A 20,136-nucleotide genomic window follows, 5' to 3' on the forward strand; every position below is an offset into this window, starting at 1 on the left:
GCCCGTGCCTCCCGCCCGGGCAAGTGTGCCACGCGGGCACCAATAACGCGCGCGCCCTGGTGTCGCCGCAGGCGTGCGCCAGCGCGCGCACCGCACCCGCGTTCCGTTGCCGGCACCTGCCGGTCAACGATCCGCAGGATCGGAGCTCGCGTCCGCGATCAAAACCCGAAGGGCCGAGACGGCTAGGCCGACTCGGCGGCGCACTAGCGGCGTGCGAGCGCAGTCACGCCGAAGGCGTGAGACGCCCTGGCACACCCGCCTAAACCTCAGAGTTTTCCCGTTCGACAACAGAGTGCCGGGAGTCCCCAGGTGGCCCCATCTGACCCCAACCAGGCTCTTTTCCCGACCCGCCACTCAGCCCAATCTCGCCCCGGAGCGCTCCACCAACCCTCACACGATGCAAGGTGATCGCAATGCAACCCCAACACCCCGACCGCGTCCTCCGGATCAAGGCTGTCCTGGCCCTGACCGGCCTGACCCGCTCCACCCTCTACCGAAAGATGGAGGCCGGCACCTTCCCCAAAAACACCCGGATCAGCACGCGCTGCATGGGCTGGCGCGAATCCGCAGTCTTCGAATGGCTGAACAGCCTCAAGACACAGGAGGCAGCCGTCAGCCCCAGAGCTTGACGGTCAGCGCCAACCCATTCGAATGCAGCAAATTCCGCGAGGTGAAACGGCTTCGCGCATCGAAAGATCTCCGAGCCCGCCGTTTCACCTCACCGCCGCGATCCGCCCGACATGCGCGCCATCACAGCGACAACACATGCGCCCGCAGCACGTCGACGGTCTCGGTCAGCCCATCGGCTTCCATATCCAGCAGCAGCAGTGCGGCCGTCTTCTCCGGACGCTTGAACCGCTCCCGCATCCGTCAAATGGCCGCCACGGCTCTGCCCGGGTCGAGCGCAATGGTGTCGGCGATGAACTGATCCGCCGACCGGGCCTCCATGTTCAGGCCCGCAAGAATCGCCTCGGGGAAGTCCTTCAAATTCTCAGTGACGATCGTCGCAGCCTGTGTCTTCAGCGCCGCGGCGACGACATGCGCATCCTTCGGATCGGGCAAGCCGACACATGCGCCCAGGAAGACATCATAATCCTCAACCACCGCATCCTCGAACGCGGTTTCGATCCACCACCGGGCGCGCGCTGCACGCTCCGGTGCATCCGCTACGCCCTTACCGCCGAGGATCTTAGCGATCGCCGCCTCAGTTTCGTCCAGCACCCGTTCGGACCACCGGACGCGGAAAAACTCGGCCTCCGCAAGCGTCAGTAACAGATTGCGCTTGAGCGTACCCGCCAGCGTACAGGCGTCGATGAACGCGGTGTACCGGTTGGCGAACAACCCTACAGGTGCTCCGCGTCCAGCTCGGCGAGCGCCGAGAGCGCGCTCCCGCGCTTGTCATCGCGCGCGCGCTTATAGGCGAACAGATCCTCGGCCTTGATCCGACGATGCCGGCCTACGGTATCGAACGCGATCTCGCCCTTCTCCAGCAACGAAATGAAGAAGGGACGAGAGACGTTCAGGATGTCCGCCGCCTGCTGGGTGGTCAGCATCTGGCCGACCGGCACCAGCGTCACCGCATCGCCGCGGCCAACGTGCCGCAGCAGCTCCATCAGCAGCCGCGACAGGCCTGGGGTCAGTGTGATCTCGGTCGACGTCTTGTCATCGTCCAGAACCCTGAGGGTCGCATTGCCCGACGCGTGCGACGCCAGAATCTGACGAAGCTGATTGGCCGCCGCCTTCTCGCTTGCGGAAGGGAGGCGGCTGCCGAGTTCCTCGGCAAAGGCTGGCATGGTCATGAGGCTCTCCGTGGGGCCGATCCGCTATCCGATATTCGCATTAAACGCAATAAGCGCAATATTCGTAATTGGGATGGGTTCCCTCTCGGGCGAACGCTATCCAGCGGCCAAAGAGAGAGAGAGAGAGAGAGAGAGAGAGAGAGAGAGAGAGAGCGATGGGCATCTGCCGCAGCGATTGAGATCGCGCTGCTCTCATGCTGGCCATGTAGATCAGCCCAGGCCGGGCCCTTGGTTCCGTGACTTGCTCCCGGGGATCTCGAAACCCCGCGGACCGGCGCGCGATGTCAACGCAGCTGCCGTTGACTCTAAAATCTACATATGTCGATAATGCTTCGCAGGCGTTAGCTTATGGGCGGGCACTCCGTACCGCGGATCGACGTCGCTGGAGATGCAACAATGACATTCGCACTGACCGCGATGCTCGCCTTCCTGGCTGGCACGGCCGCCGCAGAGCCGGCCATGGCACAAGCCTCGCCATTGCCTTGCCCGATGCCGGACGGCGCCGCAGGTGGCCGCAGCAACATCCACACCCGCGCTGTCGAGACCAACCTGACGCCGCCGGTGCGTGCGCCGGGGGAAGCTCCGTCCAGCCTGGCGGCGCGCATGCGCCTCTATGGCGTACCGGGGATCAGCATCGCGGTCATCCACCGGGGCCGGATCGACTGGGCCCACGGCTGGGGCGTGCGGGATACTGTCAGCTGCGCGCCCGTTACGCCGGATACGGCTTTCCAGGCGGCGTCGATCAGCAAGGTTGCCACTGCCGTCGTCGCACTCCGCATGGTGGAGCAGCACAAACTGGCGCTCGACAGCGACATCAACCTGTCGTTGCGCGACTGGCACCTCCCCGGCGATGCCCATCTGGCGCCACAGGGTGTCACGCTGCGGCAATTGCTGAGCCACACCGCCGGGCTGAGCTTGCATGGTTTCGCCGGCTATCTGCCCGGGGCGCCGTTGCCGACGACGGTGCAGATCCTAGATGGCATGGCGCCCGCCAACAACATGGCGGTGCGCAGTGTGCTGCCGGCGGGCGCACAATTCCAATATTCCGGCGGTGGCTATGTCCTCACGCAGCTCGCCCTGCAGGATGTGACCGGCCTGCCATTTGCCGACCTCGCGCAGCGCGAACTCCTCGGCCCCTTGCACATGGGGCGGAGCGCCTTCGCGCAGCCGCCGTCCGCCGACATCCTTGCAAACATCGCCTTCGGCCATGTCGCGGGCCAGCCGGTGCCCGGCAACTATCACGTCTATCCCGAGTTGGCGCCGGCGGGGTTGTGGACGAGCGCCGGAGATCTCGCGCGCATGCTGATCGACCTGCAGGCTTCGGCCGTCGGCCGGCGGGGCCATCGGGTTTCCCCAGCGATGGCGCGGGCGATGCTGCGCTCGGTCAAAGACCATTGGGGCTTGGGCGTCGAGCTTTACACCGCGGCGCCAGAACGGTTCGGACATGATGGGGTCAACGAAGGCTTCCAGTCGTACATGATCGCCTATGCCGGCAAGGGCGAGGGCATTGTCGCGCTCACCAATGGCGGTCAGGGCCGGCGGCTGATCGACGAGGTCGTCCGCGCGGTGGCAACCGACTATGGCTGGGCGGACATCGCGCCGCCCGCGGTGCAGGAAAAGCAGCTCCCGCTTGCCGTGCTGGCAAAGGCGGCGGGGCGGTTCGAGGGCGGAGGACTTTCGGTGCGACTGGAAGCCCTTCCTGAAGGATTGTTCGCCGATGCGGGCGCACCCAGTCCGGAGCGGCTGATGGCGCTGTCGCCGACGCGGTTCTTCTCCAACGCGCTCGGCGTGGTGATTGCCTTCGATGCGGACTATGCAAGTTTCACGATCGTCGAAGGCGGGCCGCCGATGCGCCTCGTCCGGACGGCCGTAGCGTCGGCGGCCTCGGGCAAGAACCGCTGACCCGAGCAACACGGCGCAGGCGCTTGACTCTTAAATCTACATATGTTGGTATGATGCCATGGTTCGGAATCGAAAGCCCTCGCAGCAGATGTGTCGCCTCCTCGAAGCGCTCTCGGAGACGCAGGGCGAATGGCGACATGGCTATGACCTGATGAAGGCCACCAGCCTGTTGTCCGGGACGCTGTATCCGTTGCTGATGCGGATGACCGAGCAGGGGCTCGTCGAGGCCGAGTGGCGCGAGCCCGCCCAGCCTGGGCGCCCCGCGCGCCACGCCTACCGCCTGACCTCGGCAGGCGTCGCCCTCGCGCGCGACCTCGCCGGCAGCGCGCCGGGCCAACCATTCAAGGGAGCGCTGGCATGAAGGCATTGTTCGCACGCGCACTGCTCCGCCTGGCGACCGCTTGTCTCGGCGAGCGCAACCGCGACTGGGCCATGGCGATGGAAGCGGAGCTTGAAACGGCGGTCGCCGAAGGCGCGCCCGTACAGTTCGCGTTCGGGTGCCTTTTGGCAGCAGGGCGCGGGCTATTCGCGGCCGAGGAAGGACAATTCGTCCTCACCAGCTATGCCGTGGCGATCGGGGTGCTGCTGCCGATGGCGGCGCTGCAGATCGGCTGCGCGCTGTTCGGGCTGCCCTATCTCTATCCCGGCCGGCACGGGCTGGGCGGCGCGCTGATCGACGGCGGGCTGCAGGAGAGCCTGCTGCGCGGCGTCTACCAGGCAGCGATCCCCTCGCTGGCGCTGCTCCAGCTGTTGATCGGGCTGGGGCACCTGCGGATCGCGTGGGTGGTTCTGGAGCGCGATTGGGCGGCAGCACTCCGCTGGGGCAGCCTGACCCTGGCGGCATCGGCGACACTGGTGACGTTCCTGAGCGTGTTGTTCATCGACGGCCGGCAGGCGCTGCTCCAGGTTGGGGTGCTGGCGATCGAACTGGCGATCATCGCCAGCGTGGCGCGTTGGCACACGCATTTCTCGCCCGGTCTGGCACCCACGCCGGCCCGATAAGCGCGTCGCACCGCGACTGAATGCAAGACGGTCTTCGGGTGCACCGCCCCGGAGCGCGAGGCCGCGTGGCCGCATGCGGTGCCGGGAAGCGACGCGTTCGTCGCTGCGGAGCCCCCGCCGCACCTTCGGGGCAAGGAGAAGATGCATGCGAACGGCAAGTCTGCGTTCCACCCTGCGCTGCTCGGCGATAGTCTTGTTCCTGATGGCGGGCGTGCCGGCCGTCGCGGCGCCGGCGGACTCCGCCTCCAGCCGATCCCCCTTCCTGGGAACCTGGGAACTCGACCTCAGCCGGATGCCTGCCAACTATGGTCCGCCGCCCCGTCGGGTCCTCTACACCTTTGAGGATGCCGGCAATGGGCAGTGGCGGACAACCATCGACATCACTGCACCGGACGGCAGCGTCCGGCACATGGCGGTGCGCTACGCACGCGACGGATCGGCGTCGGCAGGCGAAGGCGATCTGTCGGAAGCGGACGGCGCCGCGATCAACCAGCCCGCATCCAACGTGCTGGTCATGAGCCTTACGAAGAACAAGGTGCTGGGCTCGGTACGGGTCTATGCGATCTCATCGGACGGCAAGGAAATGACGGAATCTGCTGCGGCGGCAGATGCCGGTGGAGCGCCCTTCGTCAGAAACTTCCATTTCCGCCGCCTGCGGTGAGCCGGCCGCGTCGCCAACGAGGGGCATGAGCCCGCCAGGCTGAACCGTGGTCGCCGCTCTGCGGCGCGATCCACGCCAATCTGCACAGGAGAAGATCATGAAGTTGTTGGTGCTCCTCAGCGCCGCGCTGCTGCCGGCTTGCGCCAGCGGCACGTCGGCCATGGCATCCCCGCCCAGCATGACAGTCGCATATCGCGATCTGCGGCTTGATACGGCGGCCGATCGCGCCAAGCTGGTACGCCGGGTCGACCGTGCTGCTATCGCCTTCTGCGAGGCGTACGACCCGATGGATCCGGATACGCGGTTCGATGCCCGGCTGGCGAGCGGGCGGCACTGCCCCGGCGCCGCCGCTATTCTGCTGGCCCAGCATATGCCTGCGAACGTCCGACGGGCATATCGCGCGGGACGTCGAGAGCAGGGTTCGGTTCGCGGATCGACCGGAATTTCGACGGGAGGCAAGGCGAAGTAAGGAGCTCGGGTACTTGGCGGCTCAAGCGACCCCGTCGATGATCCCAGCGCCGCGCGGCGCGTATTTCGCACCGGCGATGGCGCTATAGGCCACATCGTGAACCGCGTTTCCCATCCCCTCCAGGCGGACCGTGGCAACGTTGCGGTGTACGCGCACTACGGAGACGGGTTCATTGTGCCCCCTCAGGAATATCGATACGGTAGATCCATCGCCAAGCGCGAGCTCGACGTTCCCGATGATCTCCTGGCCAGCCACGCCGTCTTCCACATTCATTGTGAAGTCTCCTCGGGTCCACAATGGACATGGCGCTCCAAACGTCCGTTAATACGACATGGTGCGACGCAGCAACTTCTTTAGCGGCGACATGATGCTTAAATGCGTTGAAGTAGTACTACTTGCTGCATTCCCGCCGCGTGCCGCGGATTGATTAGAAGCTGACCATGAATATGCCAACTATCGCAGTGGCGCGTCTCGGGAGCGCGTACACCTAGGTGCTGATGAGCAGATACTCAGACCCCCCGCATCTTCGACAGATGGGACTCGCCAGAGTCTGTCCGGCAGCATGTTCTACGCGGGAAGCTCCCAGCAGGCTGGTGATGCAGTCAGCCGTAACCTCACGAACCAAGTGCCTTCGTGGATCGGCAATCTTGAACCTCGCGGGGCGGGTCGTAGCGGTTCCGAGTGTCGGAGCCGCCGCTACCGAGTCATTTATGACGGGCGCCGATAGGGGAGCGCTAGACGTCCTTGGCGGTCACCTGGATCGGCTCGGCGAAATTCGGACCTTCGCGATCGATGATGTTCAGTGCGGCGCGTTCAATCGCGGCTCTGTTGGCCGTGAAGATCGCGTGGGGAAGTGCGTCGCCGGTGCCGGACTGGTTCAACCTCTCCAGCGCGGCATGCTCAACCTCTACATCTACGCTTCGGCAAGCCCCCTGATTCCGGTAGAACCATCGTGCCTCCGTCATTGGCATCTGAAAAGCGACAGTTCCCACGGCGTTCCCTCTGCTGTTGCAAGAGAGGTGCGTATCGCGTCTTCGATGAGCCATCTGCACTTAGGGGAATCGCGTAAGTTACCGGATAGGCACACCTATCCAGACTTGCGTCGCTCGTTCTGCTCGTTTGCCTCGTGCACCGCACCGGCCGAGGTCAAACGTCTCGCACCGTCACCCGCACCGGCTGAACAAAGCTCGGACCCTCCCGGTCAATGATGCCTCGCGCTACCTGCTCGACGACGTGTCGGTTGCCGACAAGGGTGGGCGTCGTTGCGTATTTCGCGGATCCCGCATAGCTCAGCCGCAGCAGCGCGCGGACCTCGACCTCGACGTCCACGAGGCGACCGGACGCCTCGTCGGCATAGGACCAGACCGGATGCCCGAGGGGCATCTGAAAGGTGAGCGTGCCGGCGCACCGCCGGACGACATCGGGCCCGTTCACCTCTGTTGCAGATCCCAACGCGCAGCGACTTCGTCGATGGTTCGGAACGCCAGATCCTCGAGCCCGTCGGGCACGGCAACAGCCACGTCCCAGTTATGCGGGAACGGCCAGTCCGGCGCGGCGGGCCGCGGGAGATGGAAGCCCAACTCCAGATCCTCGCCCCTGGCGCTGAGGCTGGCGGCTACCCGCTCCAGCTCGTCCCGAATATCCTCTGCACTGTGCTGTGATCTGCTCAAAGCCCCAACCCCGGCTAACGCTGATCGAGCCTCCATCGAACAACGCATGATATTGATCGATATCGCATTTCTACTAGTCCGCCTCGGCTCGTCGAAAACCTCTCTTCACCGCTGCGCGCCGATGACAGTGATGGGCTGCTCTGGCTCGCGGGAGAGCCCCGAGATCACCCCTCAGTTCGCAATCCGGCGGCCGATTGGTGACACGCGTCCTCCCCAAGCCGATGGGTCTTTCTCGCGATTGGAATGGCGTGACATGCGAACTAAATCGTCCATTTAGCAGGCTGGATTCAGCAGCGCTCCACAGCGTTATCAGCCGGCGAGAAGCTGATTCCGCCCGTTCTGCTTGGCGCCATAGAGCAGGCGATCGACGCTCTCGCAGAAGCCCCGCGCATCCTGGTCCTTTGCGGGCAGGGCGGTCCCAACCCCGAGGCTGGCGGTAACGAACGGACTGCAATCCGAAGACGCGTTGGCTATCCCAAGCGCTTCGATGGTGCTGCGGCAGCGTCGGGCTATTTCGATCGCGGCGCTTTCATCCGTGTCCGGCAGGAGGAGGACGAACTCCTCTCCTCCGTAGCGGGCAACCACGTCCTTCTCCCGTCCCACCTTCTTCAGCGCTTCGGCGACGGCAACGAGGCATTCATCGCCATACAGATGACCATAACGATCGTTGAAACCCTTGAAGTGATCGATATCGAGGAGGATCATCGATAGGGGACGCCCGCTGCGGCGTGCATCGTCCCAGCAAGCCTCCAGGCGTTCATCGAACCGGCGCCGGTTGGCGATACGGGTCAGGCCATCTTCGAAGGACAGCGCTTCCAGCTTCTGCTGCATCCTCAGCAACTCGTGCTCGATCCGCTTCCGTTCGCTGATGTCGAACATGAAGCCGATCAGGCTCTCCACCTCGCCCGCGGCATTGCGGACGACGTGCACGACGTCGCGGATCCACACAAAGCCGCGATCGGGCGTGAGTGCGCGATAATCCGCTTCGTGATCGATACCGGCGATCGACTGGGCGACACAATAGTTGACGACATGATCGCGATCTTCCGGATGGATGCGCGAAGACCAGTCCTCGACCGAGATCCAGCTGTCTTGCGGCCAGCCCAGGAGGCTCTCGATCTGCGGCCCGATATAGGCGAAGCGCATCGTGCTCCAGTCGATCTTCCAGGGAATGGCGCGCGTGGATTCGAGAAGCGTTCGATACACGGCGTCCTCGCTGCCCGGATTCAACCGCGCCCGTGCTATCGGGGGCTCCATCTCGTCCTCTACGCGACGAGGATGCTTCTGCGGCATACAACCCTTATCCATAAGATGCATGGGCAGCAGCAATTGCCGCCGATTTTTCCGATATGTCCTATCGAAGTTGTAGAAATGTAACTGCTTGCGCTGTCTCAGTCGGACAGCGCCACCGCGCTGCGGTTCCCATGGTGGAATGCGCGAAACCACGCAACAAGGGTTTGAGGGGGCTGCTGGGCAACTGAGCGGCACGCGCGGGACGCGGGAGCTTAGCTCGAGAAGCGCCGGATGGTAGCGCGGAACAATGCGCGGTCGGCGCGCGAGAAATAGAGCCAGATGCGCCCGTCTTCCAGAACCACCGACGCGGCGAAGGCGATGTCGGTATCCATCCTGTTGGGCGACGGCGGCGGTGCGATCAGCGGTTCGATGCAGCGATCCGTGATGCGCGTATATTCGGCATCGAACGCGATCCATCCGATCCGCCAGCGCGCATCCTGGGTCGCGCCGTTGTAGAACATCACCGGCTGCGCCTTGTCGTCGGTGAGCAGCGGGCCGGTGGAAAGATGGAAGTCGTCCCATGCATCGCTCCTGGGCGCGAACGGCTGCCGATCATGGTGCCAGGGGCCCGCGGCGCCCGGCGCAGTGGCGAGACCGATCAGCGAGGCATTATGCGCGGCATATTCGTAGAACAGCCGCCATCCGCCTTGCTGGGTACGATCGACGGTCGCCTCCTTCACATTCCCCTGCGACGGGGTGGAGGCCATGGCGACCCCACGCTTCTCCAGCCGATCCATGCTCGGCCCGGTGGCATAGAGCAGTTCGCCGTGCGCGCGCGCCGCGTCCACGCCGGTATAATAGACCACGTAGCTGCCGTCCGGCAGCGCGACCACCGTGGGGTCCTCGCAACCGCCGGCATCCTCGACAGCCGGGCCCGGGACGAGCGCGGGTGTATCGGTGGCAGTGAAGGTCAGGCCATCCTTGCTGGAGGCGTACCAGATCGTCCCGGTGTCGCCTTCCTCGCCCATCTTCGGCACCGCGCGGACCATCATCGCATAGGGATGCCGGCCGCGAACCTTCCAGACATAGGGGCTCATCAGGTCCCGCTGCGTCAGTGCGTCCGAGCCGTGGAGAATCACGGGTTCGATCTTTTCCACGTTGAAGTCGAGCTGCGCCATGTCAGGCGCCCAGCGCTTGTTCGAGGATCAGCCCGCCGTCGATGGTGACGATCGTGCCCGTGATATACTCAGCCCGTTTCGAGCAGAGATAGACGGCGAGATCGGCCACTTCGTCGGGACGACCGGCGCGCCCCCAGGGGATGTGCTTCTCGGCCTCGGCCCGATAGGATGGGTCGCGTTCGGCCTTCGCGTTCATCGGCGTCAGGACCATGCCGGGGGCGATCGCATTCACCCCGATGCCGAGCGGCGCACATTCGATCGCCATCGTTCTGGTGAGATTGTCCAGTCCCGCCTTGGCCGCGCAATAATCCGCGCCGCCCTCGCGCACCGCGGTGGCATGGATCGAACTGATGTTCACGATGCGACCCGGCTTTCCGGCCTCGCGCAACCCGCGCACCAATGCCCGAGAGGTGAGGAAGGCACCCGTCAGATCGGTGCTGATGGTTTGCCGCCAATGGTCCAGATCCATGTCGGCAACGGCGACACCGCGCATGTTGACGCCCGCGGAGTTCACCAGGAGGTCGACCAGGCCGAGCTTTTCCAGGACGCTGGCAAACACCCCCGCTACCTGGTCCTCGCACCCGACATCCGCCTGAAGGGCGATGGCGCGCCGTCCGGTGGCCCGCACCGTGGCGCAAACGCCCTCCGCCGCCGCCGCATCCTGGTGGTACAAGATGGCGACATCCGCACCTGCCGCCGCCAGCGCCGCCGCACAGGCAGCGCCGATGCCGGACTCCCCACCCGTTACCAGCGCGACACGGCCTTCCAGTACATCCATGGGATCCTCCGATCAGATGCGTCAACGAGGATGGAGTCGAGAGGTTCACGCGACGCATGCACGCGGGAGCGCCACCCGACGCTTGGGGTTCGTGCCGCCACGCGCTACGGATGCAGGCTGCGAGATGTCACAAGGAAAAGGCCGCGATGCAGGACAATCCGCTGAGCCGTCGAGCCGTGCTCGGGGGCGCCGCCATGACGATGGTGTGCGCCGCGCCGCTACCGTCCTTTGCCGCGCGAACGGTCCCCGGTCGGACAGGACTGGAGCATGGTACGATCCGCGCAATTGGCGTCGAGACGGCGCAAACGACCTATAAGGGCCGCGCTGCCCTGCGTGCCATCGCCCTGGAGAATGTCGCGGGTCCTGACCGACTGGTGATGCTGGACACGCCGGCCTTCGGCGACGGCGTCATCGAAGCCTGGATCAGCGGCGCCCCCCTGGCCACGGCAAGTGCCACGGCGCGAGGGTTCGTCGGACTGGCCTTCCGCGTGCAGGACGAAACTAGGCTGGAAGCCATCTATCTGCGCCCGACCAACGGCAGGGCCGAGGACCAGTTGCGCCGCAACCATGCGGTCCAGTACATCTCGCACCCCGATTATCCCTGGGAGCGACTGCGCGCCGAAACCCCTGGCAAGTACGAGACCTATGTCGATCTCGAGCCTGGCCGGTGGACGCGGGTGCGCATCGCCGTGGCGGGAAGCCACGCCCGGCTATACGTCGACGGCACCGAACAGCCGACCCTGATCGTCGAGGACCTCAAACACGGTGCCGGAGCGAAAGGCGCTGTGGCACTCTGGGTTGGTCCGGGGACGGAAGCGCATTTCAGCGACGTGAAGGTCCGCGGATCAGCGGGCAGTTGAATGTGACGCATCGTGTCGGTTGCCGCTTCACGAGGGGAGCCCTCAGAACAACACCGCACCTATTTCCTGCTGCTCGCTGGCCTTGCAGCCGCCGCGACACGATTGACAGACCCGTCAGTTGGCCGCAGGCGCATGGTTCGGACACCGCTCCTGAACCGGCACGCGCACCGCCGCCGCTGCCTACGAGGAAGAAAAGCATGACGTCGTCCGCTGTAGCCGACATCACATTCGGCCGTACCGCCCCAGGAATCTGCGTGCGGGACATCGAGATCGCACACGACTTCTACGTGCACCTACTTGGCTTCGAGAAGGTGTTCGAGAACGGAGATCCCGTCGGCTTCATGGTGCTGAAGAAAGACGATGCCGAGGTCCATCTTAGCCGAAAGCCTGACCACAAGGCCTCGACTGTAAACGTCATGCACATGTTCGTCAGCGATGCGGCAGCTTTGTACGCACTGTGTGAGGAGGCTGGGGTGAGGATCATCAAGCGGTTGGCGGAAAAGGAATATGGACAGCGCGCCTTCGTCTTTGCCGATCCTGATGGAAATCGGATCGATGTGGGGGAGTGGCTTTCCTGATGGTCAGCGCCAGCGTCGTCAAAATTCGCCAGCTTCCATCTGCTTCCCGCCCGTTTCAACACTCGCCTTCATACAGAACGCACTCCAATCGCGCATGAGGAGCCGTCGCTTGTCGACATCACCTACCGCGATCTTGTCGCTGAACCGCTCCCCCATCTGACGCTCGATACCTTCGCGGCGCTGGACCAGGGAGAGGACGTGCAGCAGTTCCTCGAAGCTGACATCGTGGTAATCGGCGCCGGCTTCTACAATTTTTCCATTCCCAGCCAGCTCAAGTCCTGGATTGATCGCATCGCAGTGCGCGGCAAGACGTTCGGCTACGGTGAGAATGGCCCCGTAGGACTTGCGCAGGGGAAACGCGTGATCATCGCCCTCGCTCGCGGCAATGTTTATAGCGCGGGCTCCCCCTATGCGGCGTACGAATATGCCCAAACGCTGCTCCGCTCCGTCTTCAGCTTTGTTGGCGCGGAGGTGGAGGTGATCGTCGCGGAAGGTATCGGCCGTGGTGAAGATGCGCGCCGCGTTGCGATCGATGGCGCGCTCGCCCAAGCGAGCAGGCTTGAACGGGCAACAATCGCCACGGCTGCGTAGTTTCGAGTCCGGCCGCTCTGGTCCGCCGAGAAGGGCGGACCAGAGTCGGACGCTGTGCTCACCGACAGGCTCTTCTGGAAATACGGCGTCGACCAGGGGATTGCCGCGATTGCGGCGGAGGCAGCTGAAGCTGACTAGGATTGGGGACGCTGGCAGCTGCGCCGCCAACATGATCGGCTATCACACAACTCCACGCCTCCGGGAGAGGCTGTCATCAGGGCGCGCCCGATCCGCCTAACGAAAGGCTGGATGTTGGAGCATCCTTCAGTCCGCCTCGTGGCGGCGACGCTTCCTCGGGCCTGTTAACCCCAATCGTCAGAAGGTGGGCTCGCGACCAGGAAAGTCGTTCGCTCCCGTCCTCACGAACGGCCGATCCGGACCGCAACTGCCGTTGGGAGAGAGCCAAGGACATCACCGCAGGGCCGAAAAGCCTCACATTGTGCCAGATGTTCACACGCGCGATAGTGAATGTTGACAGCATGCAGCTTTGGCTGCACATTCTTCAGCGATACCGGCGCCATGCGCGACTGGTACGCTGGGAGAGAGAGCATGCGGGCAACAGCATTTGCGTCGGCTTGTGCCGCCGCAACCATCGCGAGCGCGACCCCCGTCGCAGCGCAGACAACGGAGCCGCCGACGCGGCCCGACCAGACCGCCGGTCAGGATCATGGCAACGACATCGTCGTCACAGCCACGCGGCGCGAGGAACGTATCCAGGATGTGCCGCTGAGCATCACAGCGTTCCAGCAGGAAGAGCTGACGCAGAAGGGTATCGTCGGGTTCGAAGGGATCGCGCGCGAAACGCCGGGTGTCGTGCTCAACCGGCCAACGCAGAACTTCAACAACTTCACCGCACGCGGCATCGCTACCAACGGCTACAACGCCAATCTCCAGAGCTCTGTCGCCGTCTATATCGACGAGCTTCCGGTCTCGACGATCGGCAACACGACGGTGGTCGATCCGAACCTGTTCGATGTCGAGCGCGTCGAATTCTTGCGCGGTCCGCAGGGAACGCTGTTTGGATCGGGCTCCCTCTCGGGTGCGATGCGCATCCTCACCAAGAGCCCGAACCTCACCAGCTTCGACGCCTCCGCACTGGCGGACCTGGGGCTCACCGGGCCGGATTCGCTGCGCCAGCGCTACAATCTGATGCTCAACGTGCCGGTGGTGCATGACCGGCTAGCGGTGCGTGGCGTCGGCTTCTACCGGCACGAGGAAGGCTATCTCGACAATGTCGGGACCGGCGTCCACAATTCGAACACGCTGATCGACTGGGGTGGGCGCCTGATCGCGCTGTGGAAGCCGAGCGACCGCCTGTCGGTGCGGCTGCTCGGTTCATACGAGGACAGCGATCCCAAGGATTCGTCGCTCACCAGTCCCTCGCTCGGTCGCGAGAAGCGCGTCTCCGATCAGCCAGATCGCTTCACCGGCAAGCAGACGGTGCTCAACGCGACGCTGGAATATGCGTTCGATTTCGCCAAGCTGACCAGTTCGTCGACCTATTCGAAATTCGACCAGCGCTTCTGGCTCGACCTCGCCGGCACATTCCCGAAACAGGCGATCTACCCCGGCGCGCCGATCGCCTTCGGGCTCGATGCGAACGGCTATGACAAGGTGTTCGTCCAGGAAGCGCGGCTGGCGTCCACGCTCGACGGCCCGTTCCAGTTCGTCGTCGGGGGCTTCTACCTGCACCGCCGGCGCGACGTGGATTATTTCTACCGCTCGTCGCTGGCCTTCCTCGCCGCGCGCGGTCTCACCGGGTTGCCGGACCAATATTATCAGAAGCAGTATACCCATCAGATCAATGAGGAGCTGGCGGGGTTTGGCGAGCTGACCTACCGTTTCTCGAACAAGCTCTGGGTAACCGGCGGCATGCGCTACGGCCGGATTTCCGCGCAGGGGTTCACCGAAGCTGGCGGATATCTCGCTACCGCCTTCGGGCAGAATTACTACACCTATGCGCTGCTCGGCATCCCGGTGAACTTCAACACTTTCACCCCCTATGCTGCGGTGGCGGGCGTGAAGGCGACCGGCTCCAAGCCGTCGTGGAAGGCAAGCGTCTCCTACAAGCCCGACGACGCGCTGACGACCTATGCGACCTTCTCCACCGGCTTTCGCGCGCCGATCGTCAATGCGTTCGCCGGCCGCCTAAGTCTGGTCGATCCCAGGGACATCATCATCCCGGCGGGCGCGTCGTCGGACGACCTGAAGAGCTACGAGGTCGGGGCCAAGGCGCGGTTCCTCAACGGCCTCGTGACGATCAACGCGGCGGCCTATTTGATCGACTGGAGCAACATCCAGGCCCAGGCCAATCGCGTCTCGGATTCGGTGCAGTTCGCCACCAATATCGGCGCCGCACGCAGCAAGGGTGTCGAGCTGGAGATGGGCGTCGTTCCCGCCAAGGACGTCTTCATCGGCCTGAACGCGGCGTATAACGATGCCAAGATCACCAAGCTGAGCGCGGCCGAAGCGGCGATTTCCGGTGCCGTGCTCGGCCACCAGCTCTCCGCGCCGCGCCTCCAGGGCGCGCTGTTCCTTTCCTACGGCGTGGACCTCGGCAAGGACGTGAAGGGCACCTTCGCGGTCAATGCCCAGTATGTCGGCTCGTACAACAGTTCTTTCCCGAATACGCCCGGCCTTCCCAACGTGCGGCTGTCCACGTTCGGCAAGACCGACGAGTATGTGAACACCAATATCAGCTTCGGCGTGAAGCGGCGCAGCTGGTCGGCGCAGCTCTATGTGGAGAATGTGTTCGACGACCACTCGGTCGTCTACATCCATCCGGAGGCGTTCCTGGTCAGCCGCTTCGGCACGCTGCGGCCACGTACCGTCGGCATCCGTCTCGGCTACGGCATCTGAGATGGCGGCGGTTCCGGATAGCCTCGACATCCCACCAGAAACCGGGCGCGCCGCCGCACCGCGGCCGCGCCTGGTGCTGGCTGCGCTGACCTTCGTCTATGTGCTGAACTTTCTCGACCGGCAACTGATCGGCATCCTCGCCAAGCCGATCCAGGATGCGCTGCAGGTGAGCGACGGCCAGCTGGGGCTTATCGGCGGACTGTACTTCGCGATGTTCTACTGCTTCATCGCCATTCCAGTCGGCTGGCTGGCGGACCGCAGCAACCGGGTCACGGTGCTGTCGCTCGCCTGCGCGGTTTGGAGCGGGGCGACGCTCGCCTGCGGCTTGGCGGTGAATTACGGGCAACTGGTCGCGGCGCGCATGCTGGTGGGCTTCGGGGAAGCGGGTGGGGTGCCGCCCTCCTACGCCATCATCACCGACACCTTCCCGCCCGGGCGGCGCGCCAGCGCGTTCGGGATCTACAATCTGGGGCCGGCGATCGGCGCAGCGATCGGGGTGGCGTTCGGCGCGGCCGTGGCGGCACGGTTCGACTGGCGCGCCCCCTTCATCGTCATCGGCGGGGTGGGGATCGTTACGGCGCTACTCGTGCGGTTGCTGCTCCGCGAACCCGAGCGGGGCGCCACCGATCCGGTGCGGACGTCGATGGGCAAGGCGCCTTTCTGGCCGACGCTGCGCATGTTCTTCTCGAACCCGGTGCTGCTGCTGGCATCGCTGGGCAGCGGTGCGACTCAGTTCGTCACCTATGGGCTGGGAAACTTCTCGGTCCTGTTCCTGATGCGCGAAAAGGGCATGGCGCTTAGCGAGGTTGCCGTCTGGTACGCGCTGGTGCTCGCGATCGGCATGGGCGGCGGCATGGTGCTTTCGGGCTGGGTGGTGGACCGCATGACGCGCCGGTCGCGGACCGGCTATGCGACGGCGCCGGCGCTGTCGCTCGCCGTCGCGATGCCCTTCTACATCGCCTTCCTCTGGGCACCGGACTGGCCGCTGGCGCTGCTGTTGCTCGGCGTGGTGATGGTCTTCAACTATTTCTACCTCAGCGCCTCGGTGGCGTTGGTGCAGGAGGAAGTGCAGCCAAACCAGCGGGTGCTGTCGGGCGCGCTGCTGCTGCTGGTGATGAACTTCATCGGGCTGGGGCTGGGGCCGACCTGGGTCGGCTTCGCCAGCGACTGGTTCAAGCAGCACGGCCAGACCGACCATCTCCAGGCCGCGCTGTTCACGCTGACGCCCTTTTATCTGATCGCGATCGCGCTGTTCCTGTGGCTCGCACGGCTGCTGCGCGGCGCGCATTCCAATCCTCGCCGGAGTCCAGCATGAGACGCATTTATCGGGCCGCGCTCCTGGCCGCACTTGTCACGGCGCCCGCCGCTTGGGCGCAGGCGCCGACCGTCGCGGCGCCGGCCGGCGTGGTGCAGGGGAGCCAGGAAGGCGGTCTGCGGGTCTTCCGCGGGGTGCCTTATACCCAGCCGCGGGTGGGCAAGCTGCGCTGGCGACCGCCCGTCGAGCTTCCTGCGTGGCAAGGCGTACGCAAGGCCACGACGTTCGGTGCGGCTTGCGTGCAGCCCCGCCCGCAGGCAGCCGGCATTTACACCGATCCGCCCGGGCGGATGGACGAGGATTGCCTGACGCTCAACATCTGGGCACCCCAGCATGCCGCGAAGCTGCCGGTGATGGTGTGGATCCATGGCGGCGCACTCGTCTCCGGCTATGGCCATGCGGCGATGTACGACGGCGCGCGCATCGCGGCGCGCGGCGTGATCCTGGTCTCGATCAACTATCGGCTGGGCATTCTCGGCTATCTCGCGCACCCGGCGCTGAGTGCCGAGTCGGGCGAGGGCATATCCGGCAACTACGGCCTGCTCGATCAGATCGCCGCGCTGCGCTGGGTCCGGCGCAACATTACTGCGTTCGGCGGCGATCCCGGCAACGTCACAATTGCAGGCGAGTCCGCGGGTGGGCTCAGCGTGATGTACCTCATGGCGAGCCCCGCCGCGCGCGGCCTGTTCCACAAGGCGATCGCGCAGAGCGCCTATATGATCTCCGCGCCCGAGTTGAAGACCGCCCGCTTCGGGATGCCGGCGGCCGAAACCGCGGGAAGCCAGATCCAGCAGGCGCTCGGCGCGAGCGATCTGGCGGCCCTGCGCGCGATGGATGCGGAGAAGCTCACCGCGCTCGCGGCGGCCAAGGGCTATGGCTCCTGGGGAACGGTGGACGGCAAGCTGCTGACGCGCCAGCTCGTCGAGACCTGGGATCGCGGCGAGCAGGCGCCGGTGCCGCTGATCGCCGGGTTCAACGCCGGCGAGATCCGCTCGCTCCGCGCGCTGTTGCCGCCGGCGCCCGCGGATGCGGACGCCTATGCGGCCGCGATCCGCAGCCGCTATGGCGATCTCGCCGATCCGTTCCTCCGCCTCTACCCGGCGGCGACGATCGGCGAGAGCATGCTCGCGGCGACGCGCGACGCGCTCTATGGCTGGACCTCGACGCGGCTGGCGATCGGCCAGACCGCCATCGGCCAGCCCGGCTATCTCTATTTCTTCGATCACGGCTATCCTGCGGCCGACGAGAATGGGCTGCACGCCTTCCACGCGTCCGAGCTGCCCTATGTGTTCGGCACTGCCGGGGGTACGCCGCCGCTATGGCCGAAGGTGCCGGACACCTTGGCCGAACGGCGAATGTCGGACGCGATGCTCGGATATTGGACGTCGTTCGCGAGGACCGGCGCGCCCAACGCCGCGGGCCAGGCCGGCTGGCTGCCCTATGGCAAGGAGGCGAACTATATGGCGTTCGCGCAGGTGCCGCAGGCGCGCACCAAGCTCTTTCCCGGCATGTTCGCGCTGCACGAGGCGAGCGTCTGCCGCCGCCGCGCCGCCGGCAATCAGCCGTGGAACTGGAACACGGGGGTTATCTCTCCGGTCCTGGCCAAGGTTGCAGGGTGCCGATGATCGACGGAAGCATGCAGGACTTCGCGCTCACGCTCGACAAGTTCCTGGACCATGCCGCCAAATGGCACCCGCACGCGGAGGTCGTGACGGCGGTGGCCGGCGGCGTCGATCGCATCGGCTACGCCGCTCTGCGCGAGCGTGCGCGCGCGATCTCCGCGCTGCTCGCCGGGCACGGGGTCGGCCTCGGCGTCCGGGTGGCGACGCTCGCGTGGAACAGCCAAGCACATGTCGAAACCTGGTACGCGGTGATGGGCATGGGCGCGGTGTGCCACACGCTCAATCCCCGCCTGACCGCCGAGCAGCTTGCGGCAATGCTCGTCCAGTCGGAGGCGCGGCTGCTCGTCGCCAGCGCAGATCTGGTGCCGCTCGCCCGCCGCATCGCGGCCTTGGCGCCGATCGAGCGGATCTGGGTGATCGACGGCGAGGCTGGCGTGGCTGCCGCGGACGAGCAGCCTGTGGTTCCGCTGGCACCCATGCTGGCAGGCGTCGAGCGGGATGTCCCGTGGGGCGATTTCGACGAGACGGTGCCTTCCGGGCTATGCTTCACCTCGGGCACCACCGGCGCGCCCAAGGGGGTGACGTACACGCACCGATCGAGCTTCCTGCACACGCTGCGGCTGCTGCAGGTGGACGTGATGGCGATTTCGGGGAGGGACACGGTGCTGGCCGTGGTGCCGATGTTCCACGCCAATGCCTGGGGGCTGCCGTTCGCGGTGCCGGCGGCGGGCGGCAAGCTGGTGCTGCCCGGACGCTGGACCGACGGTGCGAGCCTCACTCGGCTGATCGCCGGGGAGCAGGTGACCGTCGGGGTGGGCGTGCCCACGGTCTGGCTCGGCCTGCTCGAGCATCTGGAAGCGAGCGGCGAAGACCTGCCGTCGCTTGAGCGTGTCATCGTCGGCGGGGCGCCGCTTGCGCCGGCGCTGATGGCGCGGATCGAGGCGGGGCTAGGGGTGGAGGTGCAGACCAGCTGGGGCATGACCGAGCTCTCCCCCTCCGGCACCGTTGCCGTGCCGCGCGACCCGGCCCGGGCCGCGGCGCTTTCAGGCAAGCCGGCCATCGGAGTCGACCTGCTGCTCACCGATGCGCAGGGCCATGCGCTGCCGGACCAACACGGCGGCGAAGGCCATCTGCGGGTCCGCGGCGCTGCAGTGATCGCGCGCTATTTCGGCGAGCCGGACTCCGCGCTGGATGCCGACGGCTGGTTCGCGACGGGGGATCTCGCTCGGCTCGACGCGGGCGGCAATCTGCAAATCACCGGGCGCGCCAAGGATCTGATCAAGTCGGGCGGCGAATGGATCAATCCCGCCGAAATCGAAGCCGTGGTCGGTGCCCTGCCGCAGGTGTCCCTGGCGGCGGTGATCGGGCGTCCAGATCCCAAATGGGGCGAGCGCCCGATCCTGCTGGTAGAGATGCGCGGCGAGCAGGCGGTCAGCGATGAAGCGCTGCTGGCGCCGCTCAAGGGTAGGGTTGCCTCGTGGTGGATCCCCGATGCGGTGATCCGGCTCGCCGCCATGCCGCTCGCGCCGACGGGCAAGATCGACAAGATCCGGCTGCGCGCGGAGTTCGGCATGGCTTGACGCCCGCGCACGCACGCGGGAGAGACATTCGCGTGCAAG

General features: G+C 65.5%; 21 protein-coding genes. 13 read left to right on the top strand and 8 right to left on the bottom strand.

All coding sequences use genetic code 11. The features are described 5' to 3' along the window. Positions 1-413: 413 nt before the first annotated feature. Complete coding sequence (locus RT655_RS15855; RefSeq protein ID WP_313538558.1) at positions 414-629, top strand: AlpA family phage regulatory protein; 216 nt, start codon at positions 414-416, stop codon at positions 627-629. Positions 630-870: 241 nt separating this feature from the next. Here the strand turns inward: RT655_RS15855 and RT655_RS15860 are convergent, their stop codons facing one another. Continuing rightward, complete coding sequence (locus RT655_RS15860; protein WP_313538560.1) at positions 871-1,341, bottom strand: PIN domain-containing protein; 471 nt, start codon at positions 1,339-1,341, stop codon at positions 871-873. A gap of 2 nt (positions 1,342-1,343) precedes the next feature. Then, positions 1,344-1,799 carry an excisionase family DNA-binding protein gene (locus RT655_RS15865; protein ID WP_313538562.1) on the bottom strand — a complete coding sequence of 152 codons (456 nt, stop codon included), beginning with the start codon at positions 1,797-1,799 and terminating at the stop codon, positions 1,344-1,346. Positions 1,800-2,195: 396 nt separating this feature from the next. On the opposite strand from RT655_RS15865, the gene RT655_RS15870 reads away from it, so the two are divergent. The 5 genes from RT655_RS15870 to RT655_RS15890 all read left to right on the top strand — a co-directional run bounded on the left by RT655_RS15870 (position 2,196) and on the right by RT655_RS15890 (position 5,833). Further along, entirely contained in the window at positions 2,196-3,701 is a 1,506-nt protein-coding gene (locus RT655_RS15870; protein ID WP_313538564.1) for a serine hydrolase domain-containing protein, read from the top strand. Positions 3,702-3,789: 88 nt separating this feature from the next. Further along, complete coding sequence (locus RT655_RS15875; protein ID WP_313538565.1) at positions 3,790-4,062, top strand: PadR family transcriptional regulator; 273 nt, start codon at positions 3,790-3,792, stop codon at positions 4,060-4,062. Next, positions 4,059-4,703, top strand: a complete 645-nt coding sequence (locus tag RT655_RS15880; protein ID WP_313538567.1) for a hypothetical protein — start codon at positions 4,059-4,061, stop codon at positions 4,701-4,703. Before RT655_RS15875 ends, RT655_RS15880 begins: the two co-directional genes overlap by 4 nt. A gap of 145 nt (positions 4,704-4,848) precedes the next feature. After that, entirely contained in the window at positions 4,849-5,364 is a 516-nt protein-coding gene (locus RT655_RS15885; protein WP_313538569.1) for a hypothetical protein, read from the top strand. 97 nt (positions 5,365-5,461) lie between these two features. After that, positions 5,462-5,833 (top strand): UrcA family protein, encoded by a 372-nt coding sequence (locus RT655_RS15890; RefSeq protein ID WP_313538571.1) that lies wholly within the window; start codon positions 5,462-5,464, stop codon positions 5,831-5,833. 21 nt (positions 5,834-5,854) lie between these two features. On the opposite strand, the gene RT655_RS15895 is transcribed toward RT655_RS15890, so the two are convergent. The 6 genes from RT655_RS15895 to RT655_RS15920 all read right to left on the bottom strand — a co-directional run bounded on the left by RT655_RS15895 (position 5,855) and on the right by RT655_RS15920 (position 10,692). After that, the gene (locus RT655_RS15895) at positions 5,855-6,106 is read right to left on the bottom strand and encodes a hypothetical protein (protein ID WP_313538573.1); all 252 of its coding nucleotides are present in this window, start codon (positions 6,104-6,106) and stop codon (positions 5,855-5,857) included. Positions 6,107-6,567: 461 nt separating this feature from the next. Then, on the bottom strand, positions 6,568-6,798 hold the full coding sequence (locus RT655_RS15900) for a hypothetical protein (protein ID WP_313538574.1): 231 nt from the start codon (positions 6,796-6,798) through the stop codon (positions 6,568-6,570). 181 nt (positions 6,799-6,979) lie between these two features. Further along, positions 6,980-7,267 (bottom strand): hypothetical protein, encoded by a 288-nt coding sequence (locus RT655_RS15905; RefSeq protein WP_313538576.1) that lies wholly within the window; start codon positions 7,265-7,267, stop codon positions 6,980-6,982. 545 nt (positions 7,268-7,812) lie between these two features. Further along, complete coding sequence (locus RT655_RS15910; protein WP_313538578.1) at positions 7,813-8,832, bottom strand: sensor domain-containing diguanylate cyclase; 1,020 nt, start codon at positions 8,830-8,832, stop codon at positions 7,813-7,815. A gap of 176 nt (positions 8,833-9,008) precedes the next feature. Then, entirely contained in the window at positions 9,009-9,914 is a 906-nt protein-coding gene (locus tag RT655_RS15915; protein ID WP_313538580.1) for a glycosidase, read from the bottom strand. A gap of 1 nt (position 9,915) precedes the next feature. Then, a complete protein-coding gene (locus RT655_RS15920; RefSeq protein WP_313538582.1) occupies positions 9,916-10,692 on the bottom strand; it encodes an SDR family oxidoreductase in 777 nt (258 codons plus the stop codon). Between the two features lie 146 nt (positions 10,693-10,838). Between RT655_RS15920 and RT655_RS15925 the strand changes: the two genes are divergently transcribed. From RT655_RS15925 to RT655_RS15955, 7 genes are all read left to right on the top strand, one after another. Then, the gene (locus tag RT655_RS15925; protein ID WP_313538583.1) at positions 10,839-11,552 is read left to right on the top strand and encodes a hypothetical protein; all 714 of its coding nucleotides are present in this window, start codon (positions 10,839-10,841) and stop codon (positions 11,550-11,552) included. 197 nt (positions 11,553-11,749) lie between these two features. After that, positions 11,750-12,130 (top strand): glyoxalase superfamily protein, encoded by a 381-nt coding sequence (locus RT655_RS15930; RefSeq protein WP_313538585.1) that lies wholly within the window; start codon positions 11,750-11,752, stop codon positions 12,128-12,130. 117 nt (positions 12,131-12,247) lie between these two features. Beyond that, positions 12,248-12,721, top strand: coding sequence for an NAD(P)H-dependent oxidoreductase (locus RT655_RS15935; RefSeq protein ID WP_313539125.1), 474 nt, complete (start codon positions 12,248-12,250; stop codon positions 12,719-12,721). Positions 12,722-13,270: 549 nt separating this feature from the next. Further along, positions 13,271-15,580 carry a TonB-dependent receptor gene (locus RT655_RS15940; RefSeq protein ID WP_313538587.1) on the top strand — a complete coding sequence of 770 codons (2,310 nt, stop codon included), beginning with the start codon at positions 13,271-13,273 and terminating at the stop codon, positions 15,578-15,580. Between the two features lies 1 nt (position 15,581). Continuing rightward, the gene (locus RT655_RS15945; RefSeq protein WP_313538589.1) at positions 15,582-16,895 is read left to right on the top strand and encodes an MFS transporter; all 1,314 of its coding nucleotides are present in this window, start codon (positions 15,582-15,584) and stop codon (positions 16,893-16,895) included. Continuing rightward, positions 16,892-18,520: a carboxylesterase family protein gene (locus RT655_RS15950; RefSeq protein WP_313538590.1), complete on the top strand. Its 1,629-nt coding sequence runs from the start codon at positions 16,892-16,894 to the stop codon at positions 18,518-18,520. Before RT655_RS15945 ends, RT655_RS15950 begins: the two co-directional genes overlap by 4 nt. Next, positions 18,517-20,097: an AMP-binding protein gene (locus RT655_RS15955; RefSeq protein ID WP_313538592.1), complete on the top strand. Its 1,581-nt coding sequence runs from the start codon at positions 18,517-18,519 to the stop codon at positions 20,095-20,097. Before RT655_RS15950 ends, RT655_RS15955 begins: the two co-directional genes overlap by 4 nt. Positions 20,098-20,136: the final 39 nt, after the last annotated feature.

This window comes from Sphingomonas sp. (genome assembly GCF_032114135.1).
Taxonomy (GTDB): Bacteria; Pseudomonadota; Alphaproteobacteria; order Sphingomonadales; family Sphingomonadaceae; genus Sphingomonas.

Coding starts and splice junctions, on each gene's coding strand:
- RT655_RS15940 (WP_313538587.1), top strand. CDS start 13,271: ATGCGGGCAACAGCATTTGCGTCGGCTTGTGCCGCCGCAACCATCGCG.
- RT655_RS15900 (WP_313538574.1), bottom strand. CDS start 6,798: ATGACGGAGGCACGATGGTTCTACCGGAATCAGGGGGCTTGCCGAAGC.
- RT655_RS15925 (WP_313538583.1), top strand. CDS start 10,839: ATGCAGGACAATCCGCTGAGCCGTCGAGCCGTGCTCGGGGGCGCCGCC.
- RT655_RS15945 (WP_313538589.1), top strand. CDS start 15,582: ATGGCGGCGGTTCCGGATAGCCTCGACATCCCACCAGAAACCGGGCGC.
- RT655_RS15895 (WP_313538573.1), bottom strand. CDS start 6,106: ATGAATGTGGAAGACGGCGTGGCTGGCCAGGAGATCATCGGGAACGTC.
- RT655_RS15855 (WP_313538558.1), top strand. CDS start 414: ATGCAACCCCAACACCCCGACCGCGTCCTCCGGATCAAGGCTGTCCTG.
- RT655_RS15870 (WP_313538564.1), top strand. CDS start 2,196: ATGACATTCGCACTGACCGCGATGCTCGCCTTCCTGGCTGGCACGGCC.
- RT655_RS15930 (WP_313538585.1), top strand. CDS start 11,750: ATGACGTCGTCCGCTGTAGCCGACATCACATTCGGCCGTACCGCCCCA.
- RT655_RS15875 (WP_313538565.1), top strand. CDS start 3,790: ATGTGTCGCCTCCTCGAAGCGCTCTCGGAGACGCAGGGCGAATGGCGA.
- RT655_RS15865 (WP_313538562.1), bottom strand. CDS start 1,799: ATGACCATGCCAGCCTTTGCCGAGGAACTCGGCAGCCGCCTCCCTTCC.
- RT655_RS15890 (WP_313538571.1), top strand. CDS start 5,462: ATGAAGTTGTTGGTGCTCCTCAGCGCCGCGCTGCTGCCGGCTTGCGCC.
- RT655_RS15915 (WP_313538580.1), bottom strand. CDS start 9,914: ATGGCGCAGCTCGACTTCAACGTGGAAAAGATCGAACCCGTGATTCTC.
- RT655_RS15955 (WP_313538592.1), top strand. CDS start 18,517: ATGATCGACGGAAGCATGCAGGACTTCGCGCTCACGCTCGACAAGTTC.
- RT655_RS15950 (WP_313538590.1), top strand. CDS start 16,892: ATGAGACGCATTTATCGGGCCGCGCTCCTGGCCGCACTTGTCACGGCG.
- RT655_RS15920 (WP_313538582.1), bottom strand. CDS start 10,692: ATGGATGTACTGGAAGGCCGTGTCGCGCTGGTAACGGGTGGGGAGTCC.
- RT655_RS15885 (WP_313538569.1), top strand. CDS start 4,849: ATGCGAACGGCAAGTCTGCGTTCCACCCTGCGCTGCTCGGCGATAGTC.
- RT655_RS15880 (WP_313538567.1), top strand. CDS start 4,059: ATGAAGGCATTGTTCGCACGCGCACTGCTCCGCCTGGCGACCGCTTGT.